The following is a 25331-nucleotide window of genomic DNA, read 5'->3' as shown; positions in this document are numbered from 1 at the left end:
TTCAGATGCTCATTGCCGGGCGCAACGCCGCGATTTTCCGGAACAGCGCGGTGTCGTGGATGGTCGGAACAGGCTGCTCGCCGGTGATCCATGAAAGAATGTCGGCATCCTGCAATTCGAGCAGGATCTCGTATTCGTCGAGTTCGTGGTCGGAGAGTTCGACGATGGCGCGGTCCGCGAAACCGCCGAGAATCAGGTCCATCTCGCGGATGCCGCGATGCCACGAGCGGAACAGAAGCTTGCGCCGCCGCGCATCGAGTTCCACGCCTGACCGCGTCGTGCCGCTCATGACTCTCATATCCATTTGATCTGGCGCGCATATAGCGTGGATGGACCGGCGTGTCAGCCTTGCGCATGCCTTCCCACTGCATAAGCTGACATCATGCGCCCGTCTCTCCTCGACCCCCTGTTTGCACCAGTCACCTCGCTTGCCGGCGTTGGCCCGAAAGTCGGCGAGCTGATCGCCAAGATCGTTTCGGCCGACGTTACCGACCGGGAGGTGCGTGCCGGCGATCTTCTGTTCACGCTACCGCATTCGGTCATAGACCGGCGCAACCGGCCGGGCATCGCCTATGGCGCGGAAGGCGCGATCGTGACGCTGGACGTGCGCATCGACCGCCACCAACCGCCGCCGCGCGGCAACAAATCGGTCCCGTACCGGGTGTTTGCACACGACGACACCGGCGAGATCGCACTGACCTTCTTCCACGCCAACAATGCGTGGCTGGAAAAATCCATGCCGGTCGGCGAAAAGATGGTCGTCAGCGGCAAGATGGAGTGGTTCAACGGCCGCCCGTCGATGGTCCATCCCGACCATGTTGCCCGTGCCGACGAGGCCGAAAACCTGCCGCTGGTCGAGCCTGTCTATCCGATGACCGCCGGTCTGTCGGCAAAAGTGCTGCGCCGCGCCATCGGCCAGGCGCTGGCGCGTGTGCCGGAAATGCCCGAATGGCTGGACGAGGACGTGGCGCGCCGCCAGAGTTTTCCGAGATCTGCAGAAGCGCTGAAGCTGCTGCACAATCCCGCCGACCCTATCGACATCTCGCCCGAGGGCGCCGCGTGGCGCAGGCTGGCCTATGACGAGTTCCTGGCCGGGCAGGTTTCGCTGGCGCTGGTGCGGGCGAAGGTGCGCAGGCTTTCAGGCAGGCCGCTCACCGGAGACGGGCGCATCGTGGCGGCGCTGCGAAGCGCCCTGCCCTACAGGCTCACCGATTCCCAGGAACAGGCGCTGGCCGAGATTAACGCCGATCTTGCCAAACCGGAGCGCATGCTGCGGCTTTTGCAGGGCGATGTCGGCTCCGGCAAGACGGTGGTGGCGCTGATGGCGATGGGCCGCGCTGCCGAGGCCAGCAGGCAGGCGGCGCTGATGGCGCCGACAGAAATCCTGGCGCGCCAGCATTTTGCGACCATTGCGCCCCTGGCCGAAGCGGCCGGCCTGAAAAGCGCCGTGCTGACCGGCCGCGAAAAAGGCCGCGAGCGCGCCGAAATCCTGGCCGGGCTCGAAAGCGGCGAAATCGATCTCGTCCTCGGCACGCACGCGCTGTTCCAGGAAAGCGTGCGGTTCCGCGATCTGGGGCTCGCCATCGTCGACGAGCAGCACCGCTTCGGCGTGCATCAGCGCCTCGCGATCACCGCCAAGGGCGATGCGCCCGACATGCTGGTGATGACCGCCACGCCCATTCCGCGCACGCTGGTGCTGACTGCCTTCGGCGATATGGAAGTGTCGAAACTCATGGAAAAGCCGGCCGGCCGCCAGCCGATCCGCACCGTGACGCTCCCGTTGGAACGGCTCGACGAGCTGATTGGCCGCATCAGCGACGCGGTCGCGGACGGCCAGAAGGTCTATTGGATCTGCCCGCTGGTCGAGGAATCCGAAGAGGTCGAACTGATGGCTGCCGAGGAGCGCTTCGCCTCGCTGCAGCCGATGTTCGGCGACGCGGTCGGGCTGGTGCACGGCCGCATGAAGGGCGCCGACAAGGATGCGGCGATGCGCGCCTTCAAGGATGGCGAGACGCGCATACTGATCGCCACCACCGTCATCGAGGTCGGCGTCGACGTGCCGGATGCGACGATCATCGTCATCGAGCACGCCGAGCGCTTCGGCCTCGCGCAGTTGCACCAGTTGCGCGGCCGCGTCGGCCGCGGTGCAAAGGCGTCGACCTGCGTGCTGCTCTACCAGGCGCCGCTGGGCGAAACCGCCGCCCGGCGACTTTCGGTGATGCGCGAGACCGAGGACGGCTTCCTGATCTCGGAGGAGGATCTGAAGCTGCGCGGCGAAGGCGAACTGCTTGGCACCCGCCAGTCGGGCACACCGGGCTTTCAGGTGGCGCGTATCGACACCCATGCCGATCTGCTGGAAATCGCGCGCGACGATGCGCGGCTGATCCTGTCACGCGATCCGGACCTGCAATCGGAGCGCGGCCAGGCAGTGCGGATGCTGCTTTATCTTTTTGGGCGCGACGAGGCGGTGCGGCTCTTGCGCGCCGGCTGAGGCGCTTCCAGGACGGAAGAATTGGCCGCCGGCCGGATTGCTCGAGCATCCTCGGCCAATGCCTTGGTCTTCTTGTGGTATTCCGGCGCGACCAGGCCTGCCGAGATCACCAGCTTGGCAGCGTCCTCGACCGACATCGAGAGTTCGATCACGTCGGAGCGCGGTACATACATCAGGAAGCCGGTTGTCGGGTTCGGGGTAGAAGGCATGAAGACCGCGATCGTATTTTCGCCATGGCCCGCAAGCTTGTCGCTGACCTCGGTTTCCTTTTCATTGGCGATGAAGACGATCGCCCAGGCGCCGCGGCGGGGATATTCGACGAGGCCGACCTTCTTGAACATGTCGGCCTTGTTGGACAGCACCGTCTCGAAAATCTGCTTCAGACCACGGTAAATCGAGCGCACCAGCGGCATTCGGTCGAGAAAATACTCACCGTAGTTCACGATCGTGCGGCCGATGATGTTGGCTGTCAGAAAGCCAATCAACGTGATCAGCACCAGGGCCACGATCAGGCCGAAACCGGGAATGACGACGGGCAGATAGCTGTCCGGATTGTAGCGTGCCGGGACATAGGGCTTCACCCAGGAATCCACCCATCCGACGAACGACCACGCTATGTAGACGGTGATGGCCAATGGAGCGCAGACGACAAACCCCGTCAGGAAATAATTCCTGAGCCTGGTTATCCCTGGATGTGAGCCTGTGTGATCCGACATCTGCCCCGCCGCAAGATTGTGCACCGCACTTATCTAGACGGGATTGCCTGCGAAGGACAACCGAATTGCACGGCGCGGGGGCAAAGCCCCTATTCGACGGTCACCGACTTGGCCAGATTGCGCGGCTGGTCGACGTCGGTGCCCATGAACACGGCCGTGAAATAGGCGAGCATCTGCACCGGCAAGGCATAGATGATCGGCGCGATGATCTCCGGCACATCCGGGAGCACGATCGTCTCCATCGTGTCGACGGATGAAAGGGCGGCCCCCTTTTTGTCGGTGATCAGGATGATCTTGCCGCCGCGCGCGGCCACTTCCTGCATGTTCGATACGGTCTTTTCAAAAATGCGATCGTGCGGCGCGATGACGATGACCGGCATGTTCTCGTCGATCAGCGCAATCGGCCCGTGCTTCAATTCGCCCGCCGCATAGCCTTCGGCGTGGATGTAGGAGATTTCCTTGAGCTTCAGCGCGCCTTCGAGCGCCAGCGGGTAGTTGGTGTCGCGGCCGAGATAGAGCACGTTCTTGTAATGTGCGAGGTCGCGCGCCACCTTCTCGATCTGCTTGTCCAGCCTCAGCACCTGGCTGGCGAAACGCGGCGCTTCGGACAGTTCGCGCACCAGCTTCCTTTCCTGCTCCGCCGTAATCGTGCCGCGGGCGACGCCGGCGCGGACGGCGAGTGCGGCCAGTACCGAAAGCTGGCAGGTGAACGCCTTGGTGGAGGCGACGCCGATCTCCGGGCCGGCGAGCGTCGGTAGCGTCACGTCTGATTCGCGCGCGATCGTCGATTCGCGCACATTGACGATCGCGCCGATCGGAATGCCGGCCTTGCGGCAATAGCGCAGCGAAGCCAGCGTGTCGGCGGTCTCGCCCGACTGCGACACGAAGAGTGCTGCGCTGTCGGGCGAAATCGGCATTTCGCGGTAGCGGAATTCCGAGGCTATATCGATGTCGACGGGCAGGCGCGCCAAGCGCTCGAACCAGTATTTCCCGATCAGGCCGCTCAAGTACGCGGTTCCGCAGGCCGAGATGGCCAACCGGTCGAGTTTGGCGAAATCGAATGGCAGATCGATCTTTCGCGTGACGCCGCCGACGAAATCGAGGTAATGCGCCAGCGTGTGGGAAATCACCTCCGGCTGCTCGTGGATTTCCTTTTCCATGAAGTGGCGGTGATTACCCTTGTCGACCATGAAGCTGGTGCTCAGCGATTGCTGGCGTTTGCGGTCGACGGGATTGCCTTCCATGTCGAAAATGCCGATCTCGTTGCGCCGGACGACCGCCCAGTCGCCATCCTCGAGATAAGTTATGGAACTGGTGAAAGGCGCCAGCGCGATCGCGTCGGACCCCAGGAACATCTCGCCATCGCCATGACCGACGGCCAGCGGCGGGCCGTTGCGGGCCCCGACGATCAAATTCTCGTCGCCCTGGAACATGATCGCCAGCGCGAACGCGCCCTGCAGCCGCTTCAGCGCAAGGTGCGCCGCCTTAACCGGCTCGACGCCGCGGGCAAGTTCGCGCGACACGAGATGGGCAACCACCTCCGTGTCGGTCTGCGAGGCGAACGCAAAGCCGTCAGCGATGAGTTCGGCGCGCAGTTCCGCGAAATTCTCGATGATGCCGTTGTGAACGATCGCGACGCCGTTGGAAAAATGCGGGTGCGCGTTGGTCTCGTTGGGGACGCCATGTGTCGCCCAGCGGGTGTGGCCGATGCCGATCGTGCCGGCAAGCGGATCATCCTTCAGGCGGCGTTCGAGATTGGCGAGCTTGCCTTCGGCACGCCTGCGTCCGAGTTCGCCGGCGGCGACGGTCGCGACGCCCGCCGAATCATAGCCGCGATATTCCAGCCGCTTCAAGGCGTCGACGATCAGCGGCGCCACCTGGCTGTGGCCCACGATTCCAACGATACCGCACATTTTCTGCCCCCGTTACCGCCCAGGTTAGAGCCTTGGTCTTTCCGAGCGAATCGGACCGAGGCTCCAACTTACTGTTTAGCTGCATGATCTCGTCCGGAAGTCTCCAACTTTTCGGGATCAAGCTCTACTATCGCTGTTTAGAAATTCCGGCAGTCCGGCGAAAATCACTTTCGGTGACTTTTCGTATCAGCCTGGCCGCCATTTCCTTGTCTACTTCTTCCCTGCTACGGCGCGCCTTTCGCGGAGCTCGCGCCCCTTATCCGGCATCGTCCTCTGGCGCGCCCGGCCGAAAGCCAACGCATCGTCGGGCACATTTTCTGTGATGACGCTGCCGGAAGCGACATAGGAGCCGGCCCCGATCGAGATCGGCGCGACCAGCGAGGAGTTCGATCCGATGAACGCGCCTGCGCCGATGTCCGTGAAGAACTTGGAATAGCCGTCGTAATTGCAGGTGATGGTGCCGGCGCCGATATTGGCGCCCGCGCCGACGCGCGCATCGCCGATATAGGTCAGGTGGTTGACCTTCGCGCCGGGCTCGATGATGGCCTTCTTGACCTCGCAGAAATTGCCGACCTTGGATTTCTCGCCGAGATCCGCGCCGGGGCGCAGCCGCGCGAACGGCCCGACATCGCAACCTTCTCCGACAGTGGCCCCCTCCAGATGGCTGAAAGCATGGATTTTCGCGCCCGCGGCGACCTTCACGCCGGGGCCAAAGAACACGCTGGGCTCGATGATGGTTTCCGCGCCGACTTCCGTGTCGTGCGAGAAAAAGACGGTCTCGGGCGCTATCAGCGTCACGCCCGCAAGCATCATCGCGCGGCGGCGTCGGCGCTGCCAGATCGCCTCCGCCTCGGCGAGTTCGGCGCGGTTGTTGATGCCGAGCGCGTTCTCGAAGCTCGCTTCGATGGCGACGACCTGCAGGCCCTGCCTGCGGGCGATCCCGACGATGTCGGGGAGGTAAAATTCGCCCTTGGCGTTGGCGTTCCCTACGGCATCGAGCAGTGCCAGCGCATGCTCTCCCGCAATCGCCATCAGGCCGCCATTGCAGAAGCCGATCTTCTTCTCCGCTTCGGAGCAATCCTTTTCCTCGCGGATGGCGACGAGCGCGCCATTTTCCTTGATCAGCCGACCGTAGCCAGCCGGTTCGTCTGTGCGGAAGCCGACGACGACCACTGCGGCGCCCTTGGCCAATTCGGCTCTGGCCTGCAGCAGAGCGTCCGGCTCCAGCAGCGGCGTATCCCCAAACATCACCAGGATGTCGTCATGCCCTTTCGCGATGGCCTCGCGCGCGGCGAGAACCGCGTGGGCAGTACCGAGCCGCTTCTCCTGGACGAAGGTCTTGGCGTCCGGCGCGAAAGATTGTGCCGCCGCGCGCAGCTGGTCCGCGCCATGGCCGATGACGAGCGCGATCTCGCCGCCGGCCGATTCGGCCGCCCTGGCGACGTGGGCCACCATCGGCAGGCCGGCTATCTTGTGCAGCACCTTGGGCAGCGCGCTCTTCATCCTGGTGCCCTCGCCGGCGGCGAGGATGATCGACAGGCAGGTTCTTTTGGTCATGGAATATCCGGGAGCGAAAGGCGGGATTCGGCGGCATTTCTAGCACCGCTGGCGTAGCGCTCCAAATGCGGCGAAATTTTCGTTCCGGGACAGCGATCTTTTGCGCCGAGGACCGTCAGCCAAGCTGCCCTAGTGCTGGAAAAGTCTCCAGCAGCCAATAAGACGCCGCCTGCATGCCGCCGGTCAGGAAGAAAACGCCGGCAACGACCAGCATCGCTCCGATCGCTTTTTCGACACGGCCGAGGTGTACCTTAAAACGCCCGAGAAACCGCATGAACGCGCCGGAAAACAGCGCGGCGATGAGAAAAGGGATGCCGAGGCCGAGCGAATAGGCGGCGAGCAGCAGCGCGCCCTCGCCGACCGTCTCGCGCCCGCCAGCCAGCGTCAGGATCGGCCCGAGCACGGGCCCGATGCAGGGCGTCCAGCCGAAAGCGAAGGCCAGGCCCATGACGTAGGCGGCTACCATGCTGGCCGGCTTGCCTTGCGACTGGAAGCGTGCCTCGCGCGACAGGAACGGGATGCGCAACACGCCGAGGAAGTTCAGGCCCATGAGGATGATGAGGACACCCGCCGCCATCGCCAGCGGTTCCTGCCACACGCGCAGAAGCCGGCCGATGGTCGAAGCGCCGGCACCGAGCGCCACGAAAACCGTGGTGAAGCCGAGCACGAAGGCGAATGAGGTGACCAGCAAGGCTCCGCGGATGCCGGATTTGCTGGCCGCGGCCCTGCCATCCGCGCGGAAATCATCGACCGAGACACCCGCCATATAACAGAGATAGGGTGGCACCAGCGGCAAGACGCAAGGCGACAGGAACGAGATCGCGCCCGCCCCGACTGCGCTGAGATACCCGACGTCGATTGCCATATTGCCTGCCGCGTGACCTGTTTGCCTGCCTATAGCTGCAGCGTCGGCATGGCTCCAATCACCATTGCGTGGCCGGACGAAAGGCCACAGGGCGAAGGTGTCGACCTGGGTCTGCTGGCCTGGTGGGCGGGGTGGGTATCGAACCCACGACCATTCGATTAAAAGTCGAATGCTCTACCACTGAGCTACCCGCCCTCACCAATTCGCCGCCATATGCGCAAACAAGCGCCCGGCAGCGCCGTTCCGATTTCCTACGATGCAAGCCGTCGGAAGCAGGCGCCGTGCCGCCGCACGGCTCTTCAAGGGGGCGCGAAAAACGCCCTTTGAAAGTGCGGCGGAACATAGGGAGAGTGTTTCGGCCGGTCAACCGGAAAAACGACGGCTTCCAGGGCTAACGCCAGGCCCTGCCACCGGTGCCTCTTGGGCAGCAAGAAACATTACATATCAGTGGCTTGGTATTTTATCCGGAACCATGGCAATGCCTCGGTCGTTCAACCGCCACAAGGGACAGGCACAGCCGTATGAGGAGAAAGCTCATGAGAAAATTCCTATCCGGCCTTTGCGCCACAACGCTGGCCGCGTCCTTCGCGATTGCGTCGGCCGTGCCGGTAAATGCAGTTCCGCTGGTTGTTCCCCAAGCTCCGGTTGCTCAGTCCGATATCATCAAGGTCCAGTCGCGCGGTCGCGAGGTGATGGAAGAAAGGCTGCTTCGCCGACAGTTCCGCGGTGATCGTCGCGATTTCCGTCGCGAATTTCGCGGGGACCGGCGCGAATTCCGCTGGGACCGGCGCGAATTCCGCCGGGACCGGCGCGAGTTCCGTCGAAGCATTCGTCGGGATCGCGATGACAGGTATGGCTGGTACAGAGGTCACCGCGGCTACCGCTATTATCGTCCGGGCTATCGCCGCTACGGTGATTTCTGGTTCCCGGCGGCCGCTTTCATTGCCGGCGCTATCATTGGCGGGGCGCTGAGCAGTCCACCGCGTCGGGTTTACGGCGGCAATGCGCATGTGCAGTGGTGCTACGACCGTTGGCGGTCTTACCGCGCCTACGACAACACATATCAGCCTAACTACGGTCCGCGCCGGGAGTGCATTTCGCCCTACAGCTGATCGAGTTCAGTTGATCGGAAAAACCCGCGCCTTCCCGGCGCGGGTTTTTTCGTGGCCTAGCGCCGATTAGAGCACTACTGGCTCAGTGTACGCCTCACCGCGTCATGCCAGCCCTTCAGTTTGCTGGAGCGCAGGCCTTCATCCATCTGCGGCTCAAAGCGATGGTCGAGCGCCCAGGATTCGGCGAATTCCTTTGCATTGGGCCACACGCCGGCGCGCGACCCGGCGAGCCAGGCAGCGCCCAGCGCAGTGGTTTCCAATATGGTCGGCCGGTCTACCGGTGCATCGAGCAGGTCGGCCAGCCTCTGCATCGTCCAGTCGGATGCCACCATGCCGCCGTCGACGCGCAGAACAGTCTTCCCGTTGCCGCTCTTCCAGTCCTTCTTCATGGCGTCGAGCAGGTCGCGGGTCTGGAATGCCACCGATTCCAGCGTCGCGCGGGCAAATTCCGCCGGGCCGGTGTTACGGGTCAGCCCGAAGATAGCGCCGCGCGCCTCCGCGTCCCAATGCGGCGCGCCGAGCCCGACAAAGGCCGGCACTAGATAGACGTTCTGCGTCTCGTCGGCATTTGCCGCCAGTTCGCCGCTGTGCTCGGCCTTGCCGATGACCTTGATGCCGTCGCGCAGCCACTGGACGGCCGCTCCCGCGATGAAGATCGAACCCTCTAGCGCATAAGTGGTCCTGCCGTTCAGCCGATAGGCTATCGTGGTCAGAAGCCGGTTTTTCGACCGGCAAAGGTCGCCGCCGGTGTTGAGCAGCGCGAAGCAGCCGGTGCCGTAGGTTGATTTCATCATGCCCGGCTCGAAGCAGGCCTGGCCGATTGTCGCCGCCTGCTGATCGCCGGCGACACCCAGGATCGGGATTTCGGCGCCGAACAGGAATTTCTCCGTGAATCCATAGTCATCGGCGCAATTCTTTACCTCGGGCAGAAGCACGGCCGGAATTCGCAGGATGTTGAGAAGCTCAGCGTCCCATTCGTTCTTCTCGATATTATAGACCAGCGTGCGCGAGGCGTTCGTCGCATCGGTGGCGTGTATCTTGCCGCCGGTCAGCCGCCAGATCAGGAAACTGTCGATGGTACCGGCGAGCAGCTCGCCATTCTCGGCCCGTTTGCGCGCGCCTTCCACCTCGTCCAGCAGCCAGGCTATCTTGGTGCCGGAGAAATACGGATCGAGCAGCAGCCCGGTCTTCTTCGAGAACTTTTCCTCGAGCCCCTGCTTCTTCAGTTCGTCGCAAAGCTTGGCCGTGCGCCGGTCCTGCCAGACGATGGCGTTGTGGATCGGCTTGCCGGTAGCCTTGTCCCAGATCACGACGGTCTCGCGCTGGTTGGTGATGCCGATTGCCGAAATGTCGCCTGCCGTCCGCCCGGCATTCTTCAGCGCCGTCCTGCAGGTCGCAACGACGCTTTCCCAGATTTCTTCCGGATCGTGCTCGACCCAGCCGGAAGCCGGAAAATGCTGGGTGAATTCCTTCTGACCGGAGCCTATGGGCTTCATGGAGCCGTCGAAGACGATCGCGCGGCTGGATGTCGTGCCCTGGTCGATGGCGAGTATGAAGCCGGTCATGGTCCCTCCGAATATTATGAATAAGGGGAGCCGGCATTCACGCCGCCTCCCCTTATTGCAGTCAAGGCAAATGCCTGGCCGCCGTTACTATTTGCTCCAGCTCTTGACCAGTTCGTCGTAGTTGATGGTCTGCGGCTTTTCCTTCTCGTTCTCCACCTTCAGCTGCGGCGCGAGATGGCCGGCCGCGACCGCGGCTGCGTTCTGCTCCTCGAGCCGAAGTCTCCTCGGCGAGCTTCGGGCCGATGTCGCCCTGCACACCGGCGCGTTCGAGACGCTCGAGCACGCTTTCCTGCTCGGCGCAGAGCGAATCCATCGCCTCCTGCGCCGTCTTGGCTCCCGAAGACGCATCGCCGATCGCCTGCCACCAGAGCTGCGCCAGCTTCGGATAGTCCGGCACGTTGGTGCCCGTCGGCGACCACTGCAGGCGGGCCGGCGAGCGGTAGAACTCGATCAGGCCGCCGAGCTTCGGCGCGCGGTCGGTGAAGCTCTGGTGATCGAGCGTGGACTGACGGATGAAGGTCAGGCCTACATGGCTCTTCTTCACGTCCACCGTCTTGGAGGTGACGAACTGCGCGTAGAGCCAGGCAGCCTTGGCGCGATCGTCCGGCGTCGACTTCATCAGCGTCCAGGATCCGGCATCCTGATAGCCGAGCTTCATACCGTCCTTCCAGTAGACGCCGTGCGGCGACGGGGCGAAGCGCCATTTCGGCGTGCCATCCTCGTTCACGACCGGCAGGCCCGGCTTAACGAAGTCGGCCGTGAAGGCAGTGTACGTGAACATCTGCTGGGCGATCTCACCCTGAGACGGGACCGGGCCGGACTCGGAGAAGGTCATGCCCTGTGCAGCCGCCGGGGCGTAGGCTTTCATCCAGTCGAGATACTTCTGGATTGAATAGACCGCCGCCGGGCCGTTGGTGTCGCCGCCGCGGGCCACGCAGGAGCCGACCGGTTGCGACTTCTCGTTGACCTTGATGCCCCATTCGTCGACAGGCAGGCCGTTCGGGATGCCCTTGTCGCCATTGCCGGCCATTGACAGCCAGGCGTCGGTGAAGCGCCAGCCGAGCGACGGGTCCTTCTTGCCGTAGTCCATATGGCCATAGACCTTCTTGCCGTCGATCTCACGGCCGGTGAAGAACTCGGCAATGTCTTCGTAGGCCGACCAATTGACGGGAACGCCGAGGTCGTAGCCGTACTTCGCTTTGAAGTCGGCCTTGTTCTTCTCGTCGTTGAACCAGTCGTAGCGGAACCAGTAGAGGTTGGCGAATTGCTGGTCGGGCAGTTGGTAGAGATTGCCGTCCGGCGCCGTGGTGAACGACTTGCCGATGAAGTCGTCGATGTCGATGTTCGGGTTGGTCACGTCCTTGCCGGCGTTGGCCATCCAGTCGGTCAGGTTGCGCGCCTGCTGGTAGCGCCAGTGCGTGCCGATCAGGTCGGAATCGTTGATATAGGCGTCATAGATGTTCTCGCCCGACTGCATCTGCGTTTGCAGCTTTTCCACCACGTCGCCTTCGCCGATCAGGTCATGCGTGACCTTGATGCCGGTGATGTCGGCAAACGCCTTGGCCAGCGTCTTGGATTCGTATTCGTGGGTTGTGATGGTTTCCGAGACCACCTTGATGTCCATCCCCGCGAAAGGCTTCGCGGCATCGATGAACCACTGCATTTCGGCTTCCTGTGCGGCGCGGTCGAGCGCCGACATGTCCTTGATTTCGGCGTCGAGAAACGCCTTGGCTTCGTCCATTCCGGCATAGGCCTGGCCCGCGCCGAGGAGCAGCACCAGGGCAGTCGTTGAAGTCAGAAATTGCCTTCGCATGGGTTTCCTCCCGTTACAGTTACAAGTTCCATCAGAGCGTTCGCGTGGTGCGCGGCGCTCCGATCAGTGCCCGCTCTAAACGAAGCGGAATACGCCAATCGCGTAAACCACCGAGAGAGCGAGAGCCCACCACAGGTTGGGTCCGACAAGACCCAGCCAAGCGAGATGGATGAAGGCGCTGCCAAGCAGCGATACAAACAGACGGTCGCCGCGCGTCGTTTCGAAGCGTAGCACGCCTACGCGCGGATTACCGCCGGGCGATGCGTATTCCCAGACCGCCATAAGCCCGAGCAGCAGCAGGATGGTCAGGAAGAACAGTGCGGTCGGGAACGACCAGGCCATCCAGCCGCCCGGAAAGAGAGAGCCGTACCAGTCGGTCTCGCCGTCCTTGACGGGCAGTTGCAGCGTAAGCAGCCACACCACTGCCGTGTATAAGGCTAGCACGACGAACAGCGGGATTTGCCAGCGACGAGTCGCGGTCATCGCGGTCTCCCCTAGACTCTCCCAAGGGCAAAGCCCTTGGCGATGTAGTTGCGGACGAACCAGATCACGAGCGCGCCCGGGATGATGGTGAGCACACCGGCCGCCGCCAGCACGCCCCAGTCCAGGCCGGAGGCCGAGACGGTGCGGGTCATGATCGCGGCGATCGGCTTGGCGTCGGTGGTGGTCAGCGTGCGCGCGATCAATAGCTCGACCCACGAGAACATGAAGCAGAAGAAGGCGGCGACGCCGATGCCGCTTGCGATCAGCGGGACAAAGATCTTCACGAAGAAGCGCGGGAAGGAATAGCCGTCGATATAGGCGGTCTCGTCGATCTCCTTCGGCACGCCGGACATGAAGCCTTCGAGGATCCACACCGCCAGCGGCACGTTGAACAGGCAGTGCGCGAGCGCGACCGCGATGTGCGTGTCGATCAGCCCGAAAGCCGAATAGAGCTGGAAGAAGGGAAGCGCGAAAACGGCGGGCGGCGCCATGCGGTTGGTGAGCAGCCAGAAGAACAGATGCTTGTCGCCGAGGAAGCGGTAGCGCGAGAACGCATAGGCCGCCGGCAGCGCGACAGTGACCGAAATCACCGTGTTCATGACCACATAGATGATCGAGTTGATGTAGCCCTTGTACCAGGACGGATCGGTGAAGATCACCATGTAGTTGCGCAGCGTGGGGTCCTGCGGCCACAGCGAGAAGGCGCCCAGGATCTCCTGGTTGGTCTTGAAGCTCATATTGATGAGCCAGTAGATCGGCAGCATCAGGAAGATGATGTAGATCGTCGGCACCAGCCACCAGAAGCGCGATTCCTCGCCGCGCCGGCGCATCTTGCGCGCCAGCGCCACGTTGAGCGAATGCGCCTCGGCTCCTGTCTGGCTCTGCCGCATCAGCGCGTCTGCGCCGGTTGTCGTCTGTTCGCGCACCGTCATCTCAGCGCTCCGCATCGTAGCTGGTCATGACCGTGTAGAAGACCCATGACAGCAGCAGCACGATCAGGAAGTAGATGATCGACATCGCAGCCGCCTCGCCGAGGTTGAACTCGCCGATGGCGAGCTTCACCAGGTCGATCGACAGGAAGGTCGTGGTGTTGCCGGGGCCGCCGCCGGTCACTACGAAGGGCTCGGTGTAGATCATGAAACTGTCCATGAAACGCAGCAGCACGGCAATCAGCAGCACGCGGTTCATCTTCGGCAGCTGGATGTAGCGGAAGATCGCCCAACGCGAGGCGCCGTCGATCTTGGCGGCCTGGTAGTAGGCGTCGGGGATCGAAACCAGGCCGGCGTAGCACAGCAGCACGACCAGGCTGGTCCAGTGCCAGATATCCATGACGATGACCGTGATCCAGGCGTCGAACGGATCGCTGACGTAGTTGTAGTCGAAGCCCAGCGCAGCCAGCGTGTAGCCGAGCAGCCCGATGTCGATGCGGCCGAACACCTGCCAGATCGTGCCGACCACATTCCACGGGATGAGCAGCGGCAGCGCCATCAGCACCAGGCAGACCGGCACGCCCCAGCCCTTGCGCGGCATATTGAGCGCGATGAAGATGCCGAGCGGGATCTCGATGCCGAGAATGATGGCCGAGAAGAGAAGGTTGCGCCCCATCGAATCCCAGAAGCGGTCGGATTCCAGCACCTCCTCGAACCAGGCGGTGCCGGCCCAGAAGAACTCGTTGTTGCCGAACGTGTCCTGCACCGAATAGTTGACCACCGTCATCAGCGGGATCAGCGCCGAAAATCCCACCAGCAGCAGCACCGGCAACACCATGAACCAGGCCTTGTTGTTCCAGGTCTTGTCCATGATCAGCTCCCCGTCTCGACGCGCCAGGAGTTGGCGTAGATGTTGATGCCGGCGGGGTCGAAAACGATCTTCGGGTCGGCGGGAATATTTTCGTCCTCGCCGAGGATCGCCGCGATCTCGCGGCCCTCGAGGCTGGCGCGCACAACCTTGTGGCGGCCGATATCCTCGACCTTTCTGATCGAGACCGGCATGCCTTCAATTCCGAGCCGGACATATTCGGGACGGATGCCGAGTTCTATCGAGCCTTCGGCGCCTGCGCTCGGCGCGCCTGGCAGTGCGATCACCTGGCCGCCGAGGCGTGCATTGCGGCCGTCGATCTCGACTGGCATGACGTTCATGCCCGGCGAGCCGATGAAATAGCCGACGAATGTGTGCTTCGGCCTCTCGAACAGTTCCGCCGGCGTGCCGATCTGCACGATCTCGCCGTCATACATGACGACGACCCGCTCGGCGAAGGTCAGCGCCTCGGTCTGGTCGTGCGTGACATAGACCATGGTGTAGCCGAAGCGGCGGTGGAGCTGCTTAAGCTGCGAGCGCAGCACCCACTTCATGTGCGGATCTATGACGGTCAGCGGCTCGTCGAACAGGATGGCGTTTACGTCCGAACGGACCAGGCCGCGACCGAGCGATATCTTTTGCTTCTGATCGGCGGTCAGCCCCCTCGCCCGCCGCTTGGCCCAGTCGGCGAGGCCGATCATTTCCAGTGTCTCGCGCACCTTGCGGTCGACATCGGCTTCCGCCACGCCGCGGTTGCGCAGCGGGAAGGCTAGATTGTCGTAGACCGTCATCGTGTCGTAGATCACCGGGAACTGGAACACCTGGGCGATGTTGCGCTCCTGCGTCGACAGACGCGTGACATCCTTACCGTCGAACAGCAGTTCGCCGTGCGAGGCGTGCAGCAAGCCCGAAATGATGTTCAAGAGCGTGGTCTTGCCGCAACCTGACGGACCGAGCAGCGCATAGGCGCCGCCGTCCTCGAAAGTGTGGTGCACTTCCTTCAGCGCATAATCCGCATCCGACCTCGGATGGGGCATGTATGCGTGACGGATGTGGTTCAGATCGATGCGCGCCATGGTCTTACGCCGCCATTCTCTGGGGGCCCGCGACCGAACGTCCACTCGCGTCGAAGACCATAATGTGACGTGGATCGATGAACACCTCGAGCCGTCTCGTCGGGCTCGAATACGCGAATGCCGTGCGCCAGCATGACCCAGCGCGCATCGGCGAAGTCGAGATGCACGAAACTCTCCGAGCCGGTGATCTCGGTGATCGAGACCTTGGCCGAGATCGGCACCGCCGCCGGCGTCTTGCGATGTGGCGCCAGATGGTGCGGGTGGAAACCGATCGTGTAGACCTCGTCTTCCGCATGCGCCATCTCGGCCGGAACCGGAAGATTAACCCCGCCGTCCAGCAGGAAATGCGGCCCGCTTTTCCTCAGCACGATCGTGTTCAGCGGCGGGTCGGCGAAGGTCATCGCAGTCAGCAGATCGTCGGGCTTGCGGAACACGTCGATGGTCGGGCCGAACTGCGTGATGCGGCCCTCCGACAGCGTCGCCGTGTTGTCGCCGAGCAGCAGCGCCTCATGCGGTTCGGTGGTGGCATAAACGAAGATTGCGCCCGTTTCGGCAAACAGTTTTGGCAGTTCGGCGCGCAGTTCCTCGCGCAGCTTGTAGTCGAGATTGGCGAGCGGTTCGTCGAGCAGCACAAGCCCGGCATTCTTCACGATGGCGCGGGCGAGCGCCGTGCGCTGCTGCTGGCCGCCCGACAGGCTGAGCGGGGTCCGGTCGAGATAGGGCGTCAGCTTGAGCAGCGACGCGGCGCGCCTGACCTCGCTGTCGATGGTCGCCTGGTTCACGCCAGAGACCCGCAGCGGCGAGGCGATGTTCTCGTAAACCGTCATCGCCGGATAGTTGATGAACTGCTGGTAAACCATGGCAATATTGCGCTTCTGCACCGGCACGCCGGTTACATCGACGCCATCGAACCAGACCGAGCCGGAACTCGGCGCGTCGAGCCCCGCCATCAGCCGCATCAGGCTGGTCTTGCCGGAAAGCGTCGGCCCGAGAAGCACGTTGAGCGAGCCATGCTGGAGCGTCAGCGACACGTCGCTGATGTGGTCCACGCCGGCCACCGTCCTGGTTACGTTTCTCAGTTCCAGCATTGCGCCTCCTCCAAGGCCATCCTGCCCATTGCGCCGGTCATTCGGCTGCCGCTATCGCGCCGCTCGCGCCGTTCATGTAGCGGTCGAGGGCGTCTGCCTGCTCCCGCGTCAGCTTGAGGCCGCGCTTGGTCCTGCGCCACAAGATATCTTCCGCCGTCATCGCCCATTCCTGGCTCATCAGGTAGCGGACTTCTGCCTCGTAGAGATCCGCGCCGAAATGCCGGCCGAGATCGGCCTCCGATCGCGCCAAGCCTAGCAGAATTCTGGCCCGCGTCCCGTAAAGCCTGGTCAGCCGCCTGGCATGGGTCAGATCGAGAAAAGGGTAAGCGGTTTTCAGTTTCGCCACCTCCGCCTCAAAGCCCGTCGCCGGAAAGTCGCCGCCCGGAAGGGAAGCTTCAGCGGTCCACGCCTTGCCGCGCCTGCCGAGATGCTCCTCGATCTTTTCCAGCATGGATTCGGCCAGGCGCCGATAGGTGGTGATCTTGCCGCCGAATATGTTGACGATCGCGGCCTGCCCGTCCGGCGCGTCCGACTTCAGCACATAGTCGCGGGTCGCCTCCTGCGCCTTCGAGGCGCCGTCGTCATAGAGCGGGCGCACGCCGGAATACGTCCAGACGATGTCCTTGCGCTGCACCGACTCGGCGAAATATTCGCTCGCCGCCGCGCACAGATAGTCGATCTCCGCTTCGGTGATCTTCGCTTCCCGCGGGTCGCCGAGATAGTCCTGATCGGTGGTACCGATCAGCGTGAAATCGTCCTCGTAGGGAATGGCGAAGATGATCCGGCCGTCCTTGTTCTGGAAGAAATAGGCGCGCGGATCATCGAATTTCTTCTCGACAACGATGTGGCTGCCCTGCACGAGGCGGACATTGTGGACATCGTTCTGCCCGACGGCTCCGGCGAGCACCCTGTCCACCCAAGGCCCGGCCGCGTTGACGACCAGGCGAGCCTTCACCGTCTCGACCGTCTTGTCGCGCAGATTTTCGACCGCGATCGTCCAGTTGCCGTTCTCGCGCCGCGCCCGCACCACCTTGGCGCGCGTCCTGATGGTTGCACCGCGCTCGGCCGCGTCGCGGGCGTTGAGCACCACCAGCCGGGCATCGTTGACCCAGCCGTCCGAATATTCGAAGGCTGTGCGAAACAAAGGCTTGAGCGGCTTGCCGGCAGGATCGCGCGTCATGTCGAGCGTGCGCGTCGGCGGCAGCAATTTGCGCCCGCCAATATGATCGTAGAGGAAAAGACCGAGCCTGATCAGCCATGCCGGGCGCAGTCCCCTGGCGTAAGGCAACACGAAACGCATCGGCCAGATGATGTGCGGCGCTGCCTTCCAGAGCACCTCGCGCTCCATCAGCGCCTCGCGCACAAGGCGGAATTCGTAATGTTCGAGATAGCGCAGGCCGCCATGGATCAGCTTCGTCGAGCCGGACGACGTACCGCTGGCGAGATCGTTCATCTCGGCGAGGAACACCGAAAAGCCGCGCCCCGCAGCGTCGCGGGCGATGCCGCAGCCATTGATGCCGCCGCCGATGACGAAAATGTCATGGATGGGAACTGCGTCCAAAGAAAAATTCCTCCCGAGTTTCGCAGTGCAGCATTTTCACGCCGTTTTCGAAACCGTTTGGGAATTATTTCGAAGTAGGAACGAATGTCAAACGAAAATCTGAGTCAACCGGACATTTGGGTCGAAGCCTGCGCTCAGCGTGAGGTTTCGATAAGCTGCACCTCCGAATCCTGGCAGATGCGGCGCACCGTGGCGATATCGCAATGATCTGTGATGAAAGTGTCGACCTGCGACAGATGGCCGATCCGCACCGGGGCGGTGCGCTCGAATTTCGTCGCATCGGAGACCAGGATGACATGCCTGGCATTGGCGATAATCGCCTGCGCCACTTTCACTTCGCGAAAATCGAAATCGAGAAGCGCCCCGTCATGATCGATGGCCGAAGCCCCGATCACCGCGTAGTCAACCTTGAACTGCTTGATGAAATCCACTGCCGCCTCGCCGACGACGCCGCCGTCTGAGCCACGCACCACCCCGCCCGCGATCACCACCTCGATGCCCGGATATACCCGCATCCTGTTGGCGACATTGATGTTATTGGTGATGACCATGAGCCCGACATGGTCGAGCAGCGCCTTCGAGACAGCCTCCGTCGTGGTGCCGATGTTGATGAACAGCGAAGCGTTGTCCGGGATCAGCCGCGCTGCAGCCTTGCCGATTGCCTCCTTCTCGTCCGACGCGATCTTGCGCCGCGCCTCATATTCCATGTTCTCGATGCCGGAAGGGAAAAGTGCGCCGCCATGAATGCGGCTGAGCAGGCGCTGGTCGCACAAGTCGTTGAGATCCTTGCGGATCGTCTGCGGCGTCACGCCGAAATGGGTAGCGAGATCGTCGACCAGCACCCGGCCATTATCCTTGGCCATCTGCACGATTTCGGAATGCCGCGCCGACAGATACATTTTCCGATCCTCCGCTTTCGTTTTTTGCCTTTACATTCGAAAACGAAAGATGCCGGAAGTCAATCCGGAGAAGCGCGAAATCGGCGCGAACCGGGATTATTCGGGAAAGTCAGGCAGGCTCTTGAAGGCCAGCTTCAGCGCGTTCGACCAGCCGTCCGAAACCGTGCGGTAGTATGGATCGTCATGACCGATACGCTTGTTGAGCGCTACCCGGTATGCGTCTTTCTCGTAGAACAGGAGATCCAGCGGCAGGCCGACCGAAAGGTTCGATTTCAATGTCGAATCGAACGAAACCATCAGCAGCTTGACCGTCTCGGCGAAGCTCATGGCGCGATCATAGGCCCTGACGATGATCGGCTTGCCGTATTTCGTCTCGCCGACCTGGAAAAACGGCGTGTCGTCGGTCGATTCGATGAAATTGCCTTCCGGATAGATCATGAACAGGCGCGGCTCGGAGCCGCGGATCTGGCCGCCCAGGATGAAGGAGGCGTTGAAATAGGAATCGGCCCGCTCGCCCGCCGGCGTCGAACTGGCGATCACCTCCTTCACGGTATCACCGACCAGCCGCGCTGTCTGGAACATGGATGGCGTAGCAAGCAGCGTCGGCGTGCGGTCCTTCACCGCCTTCATGCGCTCGTCGAGCAGACTGACCACCGCCTGCGTGGTCGCCAGATTGCCGGCCGACATAAGAACCACGACCCGCTCGCCGGGTTTTTCCCAGACCTGCATCTTGCGGAAGGTGGAAATCGAGTCGATGCCCGCATTGGTGCGGGTGTCCGACATGAACACCAGCCCGCGATCGATCTTGAGGCCCACGCAATAGGTCATCGATTCTCTTCCGGCGTCCGATTTGGCCGGAATTACTGCTCCACAGTGATGCGGACCGCAAGCTCTTCCGCGGCCTGTCCCAGCCTGATTCCCGATACGGGAGCGGCATCGCGATAGTCCCGGCCCGTCGCAAGCCGCACATAACGCTCGTCGGGAGAGATACCGTTGGCGACGTCGAAGGCAACCCAGCCGAGTGCCGTGACATGAGCTTCCGCCCAGGCGTGGCTCGCAGCCTGCTCGGTCGCCGCATCCATCATCAGATAGCCGCTGACATAGCGGGCCGGAAAGCCCATGAGCCGCGCCGCGGCGATGAAGATGTGCGCATGATCCTGGCAGACGCCGCTTTTCAGCGCCAGCGCCGCTTCGGCCGGCGTCGCAGCGTCGGTCACGCCGGCCGTATAGACCACGCGCTCGCCGATCGCGTTCATCAGGCGGTGCAGCCGCTCTATGTCCGGACCATTGCGGAGCGAGGCGGCAAGGTCGCGTATGCCCTCACCGGCCTCGGTCAACGGCGTTTGCCGTTCGAACAGCCACAGCGGCGCAAAACCCTGGTGCGGACCGGTCATGCCGGCCGTGTTTTGCGTCGTGACCTCGCCCGCCGCCTCGACGCTGACGATGCGCGGCTCCCCCTCGATGCTGACGAGCCGCGTTTCATTGCCGAACTGGTCGGTGAAGCGGACTTCCTCGCGCCCGCCTTCGATCGCCAGCGACCAGGACTGGACCGACTGGGAGGCGCCTCCGCCCGGTACCAGCCGCAGCCGCTGCAGCCCGTACTGGATGGGAAAATCGTACCGGTATTCGGTGTGGTGGGTAATCTTCAGGCGCATCGGCGGCTCTGGTCACTGGAACCGGTAGTGCTTGGCGACTTCGTCGCCCAGCCGGTAATTGTCGCGGATGAAGTCCATCAGGAATTCGTGCAGGCCGGCGTCGAATATGTCCTTGATCGAGCCTACCTTGAGCTTGGCCATCGTTTCGCCGACGGTCTTGTGGCAGACGTGCCGCATCCCATAGGCTTCGTCGAGATAATTCAGGCTTTGCGAGATGTTGCGGTAGCAGAAGGCCAGCGAGCGCGGCATGCGGCCATCGAGGATGAGATAGTCGGCAATGTTGGCCGGGCGGTAGTCCGCTTCATAGACCCAGCGGTAGGAGCGATGCGCCGAGACAGAGCGCAGGATCGATTCCCACTGGTAATTGTCGAGCGAGGAGCCGACCCATGAGATCGACGGCAGCAGCACGTAATATTTCACGTCCAGGATGCGGGCGGTATTGTCGGCCCGCTCAATGAAGGTGCCGATCTGCGAAAAGTCAAAGATCTCGTTGCGCAGCATGGTGCCGTAGAACGCGCCGCGTATAAGGGCTGTCTCGCGCTTGATTGCGTCCAGAACCTTCGGCAGTTCGCGCTCGTCGATCGGATCGGCCAGCATGCGCTTCAACGACATCCAGGCTTCGTTGATGCTTTCCCATGTTTCTCGGGTCAACGCCGTTCGCACCATGCGGGCATTGTTGCGGGCTGTTTCGATGGACGACATCACGCTGGACGGGTTGAAGGTGTCGCGCAGCAGAAAATCGCCGACGGTCGCCGCCGAAAGATCGTCGTGCCGGTTGCGGAACTCGGTCTCGCAGCCGGCGCTCAACAGCACGGAGGTCCATTCCTCGGCCGAACTCGCGGTCCGGGTCAGCGCCATGCGCAACCCAGCGTCGAGGAGCCGCGCCATGTTCTCGGCCCGCTCGATATAGCGGTTCATCCAGTAGAGGCCGTTGGCGGTGCGACCGAGGAGCATCAGGCGGCTCCGCTGCTTAGTGAATAGGGAGTAGTGAGTAGTGAGTAGTGGAGGAACATCATGATTTCCGCTGCAGGCTCCGGATCATCGCATGCAACATCTTCCCCAGGTCATCTGATTGGCGAAGCAGCCGGGCAACGTCGTTCTCGATCATCAACTCTACCCTTCCGCATAAAATAACATGCGTCTCCAACTCCTTGAGAGATCCTTGGGCGATCCTGAGGTATTGAATGAATGAACCTCTGTTTTCTCTTCCATAGCCTTCTGCGATATTCGCTCCGACGGACGCTGCCGAACGGCGGATTTGGGAACTCATCCCATAAATTTCCCTGGCAGGAAAAGCTTTCGTCGCCGAATAGCAATCCACTGCGAGTTCGATAGCCGCCTTCCATACAAGCAGATCTCTATATGATTTGACGATAAGCCCCAGATCACAGCCCTCTTCTCACCACTCACTACTCACTACTCACTACTCACTACTCCCTATTCGCTACTCGCTCCTTCAATCATCCAGCACCCACGTATCCTTCGTCCCGCCGCCCTGCGAGGAATTGACGACCAGCGACCCCTCCTTCAGCGCCACCCGCGTCAGCCCGCCCGGCACGATCTGGATTCGGTCGGAGACCAGCACGAAGGGGCGCAAATCGACATGGCGCGGCGCCAACCCCTTCTCGGTCAGGATTGGACATGTCGACAGCGACAGCGTCGGCTGCGCGATGTAGTTGGACGGTTTCGCGGCGAGTTTTTTGGCGAAATCCTCGCACTCCTTTTTGCTGGCCGCGGGGCCGACCAGCATGCCGTAGCCGCCGGAGCCGTGCACCTCCTTGACCACCAGTTCGGAGAGGTGTTCCTGAACGTATTTCAAGCTGTCAGGCTCCGAGCAGCGCCATGTCGGGATGTTGCCGAGGATCGCCTTGCGGCCGGTATAGAACTCGATGATTTCGGGCATGTAGGAATAGATCGCCTTGTCATCGGCGATGCCGGTGCCGGGGGCGTTGGCGATGGTGATGTTGCCGGCGCGGTAGACGTCCATGATGCCGGGCACGCCGAGCGCCGAATCCGGATTGAAGGTCAGCGGATCGAGGAAAGCGTCGTCGACGCGCCGGTAGAGCACGTCGATCTGCTTGTAGCCCTCGGTCGTGCGCATCGCGACATGACCGTCGACGACCCGCAGATCCTGGCCCTCGACAAGCTGGACACCCATCTGGTCGGCCAGGAATGCGTGTTCGAAATAGGCGGAATTGTAGCTGCCCGGCGTCAGCACCGCGATGGTCGGAGCGCCTTTGACGCCATCCGGCCTCACGGCCGCAAGCGACTGCCGCAGGAGTTGCGGATAGTTCTCGACCGGCCGGACCTTGATCCTCTGGAACAGCTCCGGAAAGAGCTGCATCATCGTCTCGCGGTTCTCCAGCATGTAGGAGACACCGGAAGGCGTGCGCGCATTGTCCTCGAGCACGTAGAACTCGTCTTCGCCGATGCGCACGATGTCGACGCCGATGATGTGAGTGTAGACGCCGCCGGGCGGACGCACGCCGATCATTTCGGGCAGGAACGCCTCGTTGTTGGCGATCAGTTCCTTCGGAACACGGCCGGCGCGCAATATCTCCTGGCGGTGATAGATGTCGTCGAGGAACGCGTTCAGCGCCTGGACGCGCTGCTCGATGCCTTGCGTCAGCCGCCGCCACTCATGCCCGGAAATGATGCGTGGCACAATGTCGAAGGGGATAAGCCGTTCGGCAGCCTCCTCCTCGCCATAGACGGCGAAGGTGATGCCGGTCTTGCGGAACACCCGTTCGGCATCCCGCATCTTCTCCGTCAACCGCGCCGGATCCTGGCCCTTCAGCCAGTCGTCATACCCGGTATATGGCCGTCGCAATCCGGTAGTTTCCGGCAGCATCTCGTCGAAAGCGACCACGCACGCACTCCCCTGTAGGAGCATTTCAATTGCGTGCGCTGAGAAAAGCAAGCGCAATCGCTGGCGACTCGGGCATGCGCTGGTCTCTGCCCAATTTCAGGGCACATTGCCTGGAGGTATTGAAAACGGATTGTGCAGAAGACGGCATACTCTCGATCGCAGGCCTCGATTTTTTCCGGCGGGTGAAACCATGCCGCTCCAATCCACGTATGGTATGACAGGAATCAGCGCGGCTACGGCAGCGGCCGATGTCGCGGTTTCGTTGCGGGAGGTCAGCTATGCGCCGCATTTCATTTGCACTCGCGGCCGCTTTTTGCCTTCTGGCGTCAGCTGCCTTCGGCGGCGAGGCCGAGATCAAGGCGGCGCAAGACGCCATAGACGGGCAGATGAAAGCGTTCAGCCGCAATGACGGTGTGGCCGCCTATTCCTTTGCGGCGCCAAACATCAAGCGCATCTTCCCGACTGTCGAGACCTTCATGGACATGGTGACTGGCGGCTACGGGCCGGTCCACAGACCTCGCAACTATGCTTTCGGCAAGGTCCAGGAAATGAGCGCTACCTCGATCGTCCAGCAAGTGCTGATCGTCGGGCCGGACGGTAAGGACTATGAGGCGATCTATACGCTCGAATTGCAGCCGGACGGCACGTATCGCATCACCGGCGTCAGCCTGCGCGCGGCGAAGTCATTGAGCACGTAACGGTCACCACCAGCCAAAGCCAAAACCAGCCAAATAGATGCCGACCAGAATTGCGAATATTCCACCGACAAGGTACCAGGCAGGGACGTTGAACGTGCCGATGAACTTTTCGAGCATATCGTCCGGGAGAAGCAGATAGGCCGTTGCCTCGATGACGGCCATCCATCCGAGGATGGAAATGATCGCGGCCGGCAGCGGCGCCCAGATGTTATGCGCAATGACCAGAAAAAGACCGCCAATAAGCTCGGCAAACGATACAACGGCGCGAACAAGGCGTTCTTCGACGAAAGCGCCGAAAACGGGGGTGAAATAGCGCCGTCGAGATCGCGATCGCCGCGCCCGTAATAATGAGGCCGATGCCGAAGACTTTCGAAAGAAAGACCGTAAGCTCCATGGTGTGGGCCCCGCGTGATCGGTGCATTGGTAATCTACCGGCATTCTCGCCAGGCGCATTCAAACACAACCCAGACTGGCGACAAATGTTCCCTCAACCCGTCCGGTCGAGCTTGATATCCTGACGCGAGCAACAATCGGCGGGCCCAGTCGCATCTTCCTGGCCACGTACCGCTGATCCTCCGTCCTCGGGCGCCAAATGTACGGCGGACGTTGGCCCGCCGAACAGTATCGCGGAGATGAGCAGGAGCTTGACCGCCTGCCAGAATGTCAGCGCATTGAGACCAAAAACTCGGCTATGGTCGCATTCCAGAGCCATCGGAGGACGGCGGACACGATCGCTAACCCGACGATTGCGGCGATCACGGCAACGACCATCGCCATCGGAAAGGACATCTCCGCTTCCTCCGATACTCCTGACCATTACTGAAGCTGGCCGTCGCCGCTGCCGTCAGCCTTGGCGAAGTCGGCCATGACCTGATTCATGAATTCGGTCCTGCTCACACTGCCATCGCCGTTGCGGTCCATTGCGGTGAACTGATCCGTCGTGAGGATCTGGCCGAGATCGGCTGCGCGCAAGCTGCCGTCCCGATCAGTGTCGAGCTTGTCGAACGCGTCCGTCATGAAGGCCCGGTACTCGGTGCGGTTGACCGCGCCGTTGTCGTCGGTGTCGAGATGATCCCGATGACCTTCATGCATGGGACTGGCCTGCTGTGCGACGGCAATCACGGTGCAAAGCAGGAGGGCGGAAGCGGTGGTCGCGATTCTCGTTCTCATCGT

At 62.2% G+C, this 25331-nt stretch carries 22 protein-coding genes, 1 tRNA gene and 2 pseudogenes; 3 read left to right on the top strand and 22 right to left on the bottom strand.

The features are described 5' to 3' along the window. Window position 1: 1 nt before the first annotated feature. Window positions 2–289, bottom strand: a complete 288-nt coding sequence (locus ACG873_RS09990) for a succinate dehydrogenase assembly factor 2 (protein ID WP_394891570.1) — start codon at window positions 287–289, stop codon at window positions 2–4. A 93-nt stretch (window positions 290–382) separates the two neighbouring features. Between ACG873_RS09990 and recG the strand changes: the two genes are divergently transcribed. Then, window positions 383–2491, top strand: a complete 2109-nt coding sequence (gene recG / locus ACG873_RS09985; RefSeq protein ID WP_394891569.1) for an ATP-dependent DNA helicase RecG — start codon at window positions 383–385, stop codon at window positions 2489–2491. Here the strand turns inward: recG and ACG873_RS09980 are convergent. The 5 genes from ACG873_RS09980 to ACG873_RS09960 form a co-directional block, all read right to left on the bottom strand. Then, window positions 2443–3207 carry a DUF502 domain-containing protein gene (locus ACG873_RS09980; protein WP_394891568.1) on the bottom strand — a complete coding sequence of 255 codons (765 nt, stop codon included), beginning with the start codon at window positions 3205–3207 and terminating at the stop codon, window positions 2443–2445. The genes recG and ACG873_RS09980 overlap by 49 nt on opposite strands. An 89-nt stretch (window positions 3208–3296) precedes the next feature. Then, entirely contained in the window at window positions 3297–5120 is a 1824-nt protein-coding gene (gene glmS / locus ACG873_RS09975) for a glutamine--fructose-6-phosphate transaminase (isomerizing) (RefSeq protein ID WP_394891567.1), read from the bottom strand. Window positions 5121–5330: 210 nt separating this feature from the next. Next, the gene (glmU, locus tag ACG873_RS09970) at window positions 5331–6677 is read right to left on the bottom strand and encodes a bifunctional UDP-N-acetylglucosamine diphosphorylase/glucosamine-1-phosphate N-acetyltransferase GlmU (RefSeq protein WP_394891566.1); all 1347 of its coding nucleotides are present in this window, start codon (window positions 6675–6677) and stop codon (window positions 5331–5333) included. Window positions 6678–6792: 115 nt separating this feature from the next. Further along, a complete protein-coding gene (locus ACG873_RS09965) occupies window positions 6793–7542 on the bottom strand; it encodes a cytochrome c biogenesis CcdA family protein (protein ID WP_394891565.1) in 750 nt (249 codons plus the stop codon). Window positions 7543–7662: 120 nt separating this feature from the next. Further along, window positions 7663–7737: transfer RNA gene (locus tag ACG873_RS09960), tRNA-Lys, on the bottom strand. A 341-nt stretch (window positions 7738–8078) separates the two neighbouring features. Here ACG873_RS09960 and ACG873_RS09955 point away from each other — a divergent pair. Beyond that, window positions 8079–8654: a BA14K family protein gene (locus ACG873_RS09955; protein WP_394891564.1), complete on the top strand. Its 576-nt coding sequence runs from the start codon at window positions 8079–8081 to the stop codon at window positions 8652–8654. A gap of 74 nt (window positions 8655–8728) precedes the next feature. On the opposite strand, the gene glpK is transcribed toward ACG873_RS09955, so the two are convergent. From glpK to ACG873_RS09885, 14 genes and pseudogenes are all read right to left on the bottom strand, one after another. Then, entirely contained in the window at window positions 8729–10219 is a 1491-nt protein-coding gene (glpK, locus tag ACG873_RS09950) for a glycerol kinase GlpK (protein WP_394891563.1), read from the bottom strand. 87 nt (window positions 10220–10306) lie between these two features. Then, window positions 10307–12032: pseudogene (locus tag ACG873_RS09945) on the bottom strand (ABC transporter substrate-binding protein). A gap of 75 nt (window positions 12033–12107) precedes the next feature. Continuing rightward, window positions 12108–12515: a DUF2160 domain-containing protein gene (locus ACG873_RS09940; RefSeq protein WP_394891562.1), complete on the bottom strand. Its 408-nt coding sequence runs from the start codon at window positions 12513–12515 to the stop codon at window positions 12108–12110. A gap of 11 nt (window positions 12516–12526) precedes the next feature. Beyond that, window positions 12527–13345 (bottom strand): carbohydrate ABC transporter permease, encoded by an 819-nt coding sequence (locus ACG873_RS09935; protein WP_394893430.1) that lies wholly within the window; start codon window positions 13343–13345, stop codon window positions 12527–12529. Window positions 13346–13448: 103 nt separating this feature from the next. After that, complete coding sequence (locus ACG873_RS09930) at window positions 13449–14315, bottom strand: carbohydrate ABC transporter permease (protein WP_394891561.1); 867 nt, start codon at window positions 14313–14315, stop codon at window positions 13449–13451. A 2-nt stretch (window positions 14316–14317) separates the two neighbouring features. Then, window positions 14318–15388 carry an ABC transporter ATP-binding protein gene (locus ACG873_RS09925; protein ID WP_394891560.1) on the bottom strand — a complete coding sequence of 357 codons (1071 nt, stop codon included), beginning with the start codon at window positions 15386–15388 and terminating at the stop codon, window positions 14318–14320. A gap of 4 nt (window positions 15389–15392) precedes the next feature. Then, window positions 15393–16476, bottom strand: a pseudogene (locus ACG873_RS09920) (ABC transporter ATP-binding protein). Window positions 16477–16513: 37 nt separating this feature from the next. Beyond that, the gene (glpD, locus tag ACG873_RS09915; RefSeq protein WP_394891559.1) at window positions 16514–18037 is read right to left on the bottom strand and encodes a glycerol-3-phosphate dehydrogenase; all 1524 of its coding nucleotides are present in this window, start codon (window positions 18035–18037) and stop codon (window positions 16514–16516) included. 134 nt (window positions 18038–18171) lie between these two features. Continuing rightward, entirely contained in the window at window positions 18172–18936 is a 765-nt protein-coding gene (locus tag ACG873_RS09910) for a DeoR/GlpR family DNA-binding transcription regulator (protein ID WP_394891558.1), read from the bottom strand. Between the two features lie 96 nt (window positions 18937–19032). Beyond that, the gene (locus ACG873_RS09905) at window positions 19033–19764 is read right to left on the bottom strand and encodes a peptidase (RefSeq protein WP_394891557.1); all 732 of its coding nucleotides are present in this window, start codon (window positions 19762–19764) and stop codon (window positions 19033–19035) included. Window positions 19765–19796: 32 nt separating this feature from the next. Next, the gene (locus ACG873_RS09900; protein ID WP_394891556.1) at window positions 19797–20591 is read right to left on the bottom strand and encodes a transglutaminase family protein; all 795 of its coding nucleotides are present in this window, start codon (window positions 20589–20591) and stop codon (window positions 19797–19799) included. A 12-nt stretch (window positions 20592–20603) separates the two neighbouring features. After that, on the bottom strand, window positions 20604–21545 hold the full coding sequence (locus tag ACG873_RS09895; protein WP_394891555.1) for an alpha-E domain-containing protein: 942 nt from the start codon (window positions 21543–21545) through the stop codon (window positions 20604–20606). Between the two features lie 58 nt (window positions 21546–21603). Further along, the gene (locus tag ACG873_RS09890; protein WP_394893428.1) at window positions 21604–21975 is read right to left on the bottom strand and encodes a four helix bundle protein; all 372 of its coding nucleotides are present in this window, start codon (window positions 21973–21975) and stop codon (window positions 21604–21606) included. A 72-nt stretch (window positions 21976–22047) separates the two neighbouring features. Then, window positions 22048–23460, bottom strand: a complete 1413-nt coding sequence (locus ACG873_RS09885; protein ID WP_394891554.1) for a circularly permuted type 2 ATP-grasp protein — start codon at window positions 23458–23460, stop codon at window positions 22048–22050. A gap of 278 nt (window positions 23461–23738) precedes the next feature. Here ACG873_RS09885 and ACG873_RS09880 point away from each other — a divergent pair, with 278 nt between their 5' ends. Then, window positions 23739–24158 carry a DUF4864 domain-containing protein gene (locus ACG873_RS09880; RefSeq protein WP_394891553.1) on the top strand — a complete coding sequence of 140 codons (420 nt, stop codon included), beginning with the start codon at window positions 23739–23741 and terminating at the stop codon, window positions 24156–24158. A 3-nt stretch (window positions 24159–24161) separates the two neighbouring features. Here the strand turns inward: ACG873_RS09880 and ACG873_RS09875 are convergent, their stop codons facing one another. Continuing rightward, the gene (locus tag ACG873_RS09875; protein WP_394891552.1) at window positions 24162–24596 is read right to left on the bottom strand and encodes a hypothetical protein; all 435 of its coding nucleotides are present in this window, start codon (window positions 24594–24596) and stop codon (window positions 24162–24164) included. A 378-nt stretch (window positions 24597–24974) separates the two neighbouring features. After that, window positions 24975–25328, bottom strand: coding sequence for an EF-hand domain-containing protein (locus ACG873_RS09870; RefSeq protein WP_394891551.1), 354 nt, complete (start codon window positions 25326–25328; stop codon window positions 24975–24977). Window positions 25329–25331: the final 3 nt, after the last annotated feature.

Origin of the sequence: Allomesorhizobium aridi, assembly GCF_043769475.1 — a bacterium.
Classification (GTDB): Bacteria; Pseudomonadota; Alphaproteobacteria; order Rhizobiales; family Rhizobiaceae; genus Allomesorhizobium.
This window is presented reverse-complemented; position numbering and strand designations above follow the sequence as displayed.

Excerpts from the sequence above, each read along its gene's own strand:
- ACG873_RS09935 (WP_394893430.1), bottom strand. The coding sequence starts at position 13,345 with ATGCGCCGGCGCGGCGAGGAATCGCGCTTCTGGTGGCTGGTGCCGACG.
- recG (WP_394891569.1), top strand. The coding sequence starts at position 383 with ATGCGCCCGTCTCTCCTCGACCCCCTGTTTGCACCAGTCACCTCGCTT.
- ACG873_RS09905 (WP_394891557.1), bottom strand. The coding sequence starts at position 19,764 with ATGACCTATTGCGTGGGCCTCAAGATCGATCGCGGGCTGGTGTTCATG.
- ACG873_RS09990 (WP_394891570.1), bottom strand. The coding sequence starts at position 289 with ATGAGCGGCACGACGCGGTCAGGCGTGGAACTCGATGCGCGGCGGCGC.
- ACG873_RS09900 (WP_394891556.1), bottom strand. The coding sequence starts at position 20,591 with ATGCGCCTGAAGATTACCCACCACACCGAATACCGGTACGATTTTCCC.
- glpK (WP_394891563.1), bottom strand. The coding sequence starts at position 10,219 with ATGACCGGCTTCATACTCGCCATCGACCAGGGCACGACATCCAGCCGC.
- ACG873_RS09895 (WP_394891555.1), bottom strand. The coding sequence starts at position 21,545 with ATGCTCCTCGGTCGCACCGCCAACGGCCTCTACTGGATGAACCGCTAT.
- ACG873_RS09965 (WP_394891565.1), bottom strand. The coding sequence starts at position 7,542 with ATGGCAATCGACGTCGGGTATCTCAGCGCAGTCGGGGCGGGCGCGATC.
- glmS (WP_394891567.1), bottom strand. The coding sequence starts at position 5,120 with ATGTGCGGTATCGTTGGAATCGTGGGCCACAGCCAGGTGGCGCCGCTG.
- ACG873_RS09875 (WP_394891552.1), bottom strand. The coding sequence starts at position 24,596 with ATGCCGGTAGATTACCAATGCACCGATCACGCGGGGCCCACACCATGG.
- ACG873_RS09925 (WP_394891560.1), bottom strand. The coding sequence starts at position 15,388 with ATGGCGCGCATCGATCTGAACCACATCCGTCACGCATACATGCCCCAT.
- glmU (WP_394891566.1), bottom strand. The coding sequence starts at position 6,677 with ATGACCAAAAGAACCTGCCTGTCGATCATCCTCGCCGCCGGCGAGGGC.
- ACG873_RS09930 (WP_394891561.1), bottom strand. The coding sequence starts at position 14,315 with ATGGACAAGACCTGGAACAACAAGGCCTGGTTCATGGTGTTGCCGGTG.
- ACG873_RS09870 (WP_394891551.1), bottom strand. The coding sequence starts at position 25,328 with ATGAGAACGAGAATCGCGACCACCGCTTCCGCCCTCCTGCTTTGCACC.
- ACG873_RS09980 (WP_394891568.1), bottom strand. The coding sequence starts at position 3,207 with ATGTCGGATCACACAGGCTCACATCCAGGGATAACCAGGCTCAGGAAT.
- ACG873_RS09910 (WP_394891558.1), bottom strand. The coding sequence starts at position 18,936 with ATGTATCTGTCGGCGCGGCATTCCGAAATCGTGCAGATGGCCAAGGAT.
- ACG873_RS09880 (WP_394891553.1), top strand. The coding sequence starts at position 23,739 with ATGCGCCGCATTTCATTTGCACTCGCGGCCGCTTTTTGCCTTCTGGCG.
- ACG873_RS09940 (WP_394891562.1), bottom strand. The coding sequence starts at position 12,515 with ATGACCGCGACTCGTCGCTGGCAAATCCCGCTGTTCGTCGTGCTAGCC.
- ACG873_RS09955 (WP_394891564.1), top strand. The coding sequence starts at position 8,079 with ATGAGAAAATTCCTATCCGGCCTTTGCGCCACAACGCTGGCCGCGTCC.